Origin of the sequence: Phenylobacterium sp., assembly GCF_036263695.1 — a bacterium.
Lineage (GTDB): Bacteria > Pseudomonadota > Alphaproteobacteria > Caulobacterales > Caulobacteraceae > Phenylobacterium.
On record NZ_DATAGM010000256.1, the window covers coordinates 1 to 2645 of the forward strand.

At 70.1% G+C, this 2645-nt stretch carries 3 protein-coding genes and 1 pseudogene; 1 reads left to right on the forward strand and 3 read right to left on the reverse strand.

Translation table 11 applies throughout. The features are described from left to right. The 3 genes from VHK87_RS10250 to hrcA form a co-directional block, all read right to left on the reverse strand. On the reverse strand, positions 1-459 hold a 459-nt coding region (locus VHK87_RS10250), incomplete at its 3' end, for a DNA polymerase III subunit beta (protein ID WP_329634800.1). Between the two features lie 133 nt (positions 460-592). Further along, positions 593-1204, reverse strand: a complete 612-nt coding sequence (gene grpE / locus VHK87_RS10255) for a nucleotide exchange factor GrpE (protein ID WP_329634801.1) — start codon at positions 1202-1204, stop codon at positions 593-595. Between the two features lie 9 nt (positions 1205-1213). Continuing rightward, a complete protein-coding gene (gene hrcA, locus VHK87_RS10260; protein ID WP_329634802.1) occupies positions 1214-2281 on the reverse strand; it encodes a heat-inducible transcriptional repressor HrcA in 1068 nt (355 codons plus the stop codon). Positions 2282-2385: 104 nt separating this feature from the next. Here hrcA and VHK87_RS10265 point away from each other — a divergent pair. Continuing rightward, positions 2386-2645: pseudogene (locus VHK87_RS10265) on the forward strand (ribonuclease PH); the annotation flags it as partial.

Genomic DNA, 2645 nt, shown 5'->3' on the forward strand with positions numbered 1-2645 from the left:
GCGCGTCTCCTCGGTGGAGATGGCGAACCGGGTCTTGTCGATCAGCCGGATCAGCTCGTTCACGTCGACGCCGACCTGACCGGAGAGGCCGTCGGAGCTCATCACCGGGAAGTCGCCGGCCGGCAGCACCGGCAGGTTGAAGCGCGAGCGGCCGGCGGCGACCGTCAGGCGCGGGTCCTCGCCGGTGAAGCTGAGCGTGACGTCGGCGCCCTCGGGCAGCTTGCGGACGATCTCATAAAGGGTGTGGGCCGGCGCGGTGATCTGGCCCGGCTGGTCCACCTGAGCCATCGCCTCGTCGATGATCTCCATGTCGAGGTCGGTGGCCGAGAAGCTGAGCTTGTCGCGCTCGGCGCTGAGCAGCACGTTTGACAGGATCGGAATCGTATTGCGCCGCTCCACGGCGCTCTGGACGTGGCCAAGGGCCTTCAAGAGCGCCGCTCGCTCGATCGTCAGCTTCATGTCTTTGTCCGCACTCCCGCGCAGCCGCTCTCGGCGCGCCAATACCCCGACGAGGAAGGGACTTGCGACATTAGCTGAAAAGCGGGGCTGGGGAAGGGGGCGAACTGTGCGGCTTGCCCGCCTCCGCCGCTTACTAAGCCCGCGTGTCGACGCTGCCGCCGGGCTCGTCCTCGTCGTTGGCGGCGTAGGGTTGCTGGGCGGCGGCGGCCTGGCCGGAGCCCTTGGCGGCGACCACGACCATGGCCGGGCGGACGATACGGCCGAACAGCTCGTAGCCGGACTGCATGGTCTGCAGCACGGCGCCGCCGGCCACGTCGTCGGCCGGCTGTTCCATCATCGCCTGGTGCAGGTGGGGGTCGAACTTGTCGCCGCGGGCCGGATCGACCTTCTTCAGGCCGTTGCGCTCGAAGGCGGCCTGCAGCTCCTTCTCGGTCATCTGCACGCCGAGCACGAAGTTCTTCACCGCGTTCGGATCGGCGTCCTCGGCCGGCGCGGCGGCCATGGCGCGGGAGAGGTTGTCGGCGACGCCCAGCAGGTCGCGGGCGAACTTCTGGATCGCGTAGGCGCGCGCGTCGTTGGCCTCGCGCTCGGCCCTGCGGCGGGTGTTCTCCGCCTCGGCGGCGTAGCGCAGCGCCTGATCCTTCAGCGCCGCGTTCTCGGCGCGCAGCGTTTCCAGCTCTTCAGTGGCGGCGTCGGCCAGCACCGGATCGATATTGTCTTCGGCCGGCGTCGTTTCGTCGGTCATCGTCACCCTTTACAAGTTCATCACCTGGCCAAGCACGCGGGCGGTATAGTCCACCAGCGGAATGACCCGGGCGTAGTTCAGGCGGGCCGGCCCGATCACGCCGATCGCGCCCAGCACCCGCTGGTCGCCCGTCATATAGGGCGCCGCGATCACGGCGGAACCCGACAGCGAAAAGAGCTGGGTCTCGGCGCCGATGAATATCCGCACGCCCTGCGCCTCGCGGACGTTGTCCAGAAGACCGATCAGCTGTTCCTTCTGTTCCAGATCGTCGAACAGCATCCGCACCCGCTCGAGGTCGGCCAGGGCCTGGGTGTCACCCAAGAGGTTGGCGCGGCCGCGCACGATCAGCGCCCGGTCGGCCGCATCGCCGCCGCCCCAGGCGGCCAGGCCGTCCTCCACCAGCCGGGCGGCGGTTTCGTCGAGCTGGCGGCGCGCCCTGTCGAGCTCGCCGCGGACCTCCGCGCGGGCTTCTCCCAGGGTCTTGCCGCGCAGCCGGGCGTTCAGGAAGTTGGACGCCTCCTGCAGGGCCGAGGGCGTGACGCCGGCGCTCAGCCGCATCAGCCGGTTCTCCACCGCCCCGTCCTCGAAGACCATGATCGCCAGGGCCTGGTCGCCGCCCAGGGCGACGAACTCCACGTGCTTGACCCCGGCGTCGCGCACCGGCGTCACCACCACCCCCGCTCCGCCCGCCAGGCCTGAGAGGATGGCGCTGGCTTCGTTCAGCGCCTCGTCGAGATTGCGGCCGTGGCCGCGCAACCGGGCCTCGATGTCGCGCCGCTCGTCGGCCCCGACGTCGCCGACCTCCAGCAGGCCGTCGACGAACAGCCTAAGGCCCGCATGGGTCGGCAGCCGCCCGGCGCTGATGTGCGGCGCGCCCAACAGGCCGAGCGCAGTGAGATCCTGCATGGTGTTGCGGATCGAGGCCGGGGAGAGGTGGACGCCGCCCTTGGAGATGGTGCGCGAGCCGACCGGCTCGCCCGTCTCCAGATAGGTCTCGACGATCCGACGGAAGATGTCGCGGGCCCGCTCGTCCAGTTCGGCCAACGAGGGCCCGCGGGAAAGCAGGGGGCTGGTCACGAGGTTATGGTCGGTCCTGATCGCCCATGGACGAAACTCTTGTGAACTAGGATAAGCGCCCGCTTCCGCCACGCAAGCCGCGGCCCGACGCGAGAGGACCATACATGCGCCCATCCGAACGCGCGCCCGATATGCTGCGCCCCGTGACTCTTGAGACCGGCGTCAACCGCTACGCCGAGGGCTCGTGCCTGGTCAGCTTCGGCCACACCAGGGTCCTGGTGACCGCCAGCGTCGACGAAACGGTGCCGGGCTTCCTGCGCGGGCGCGGCCAGGGCTGGGTGACGGCCGAGTACGGGATGCTGCCGCGGGCCACCCACACCCGCGGACGGCGCGAGGCCGCCGAGGGCAAGCAGTCGGGCCGCAC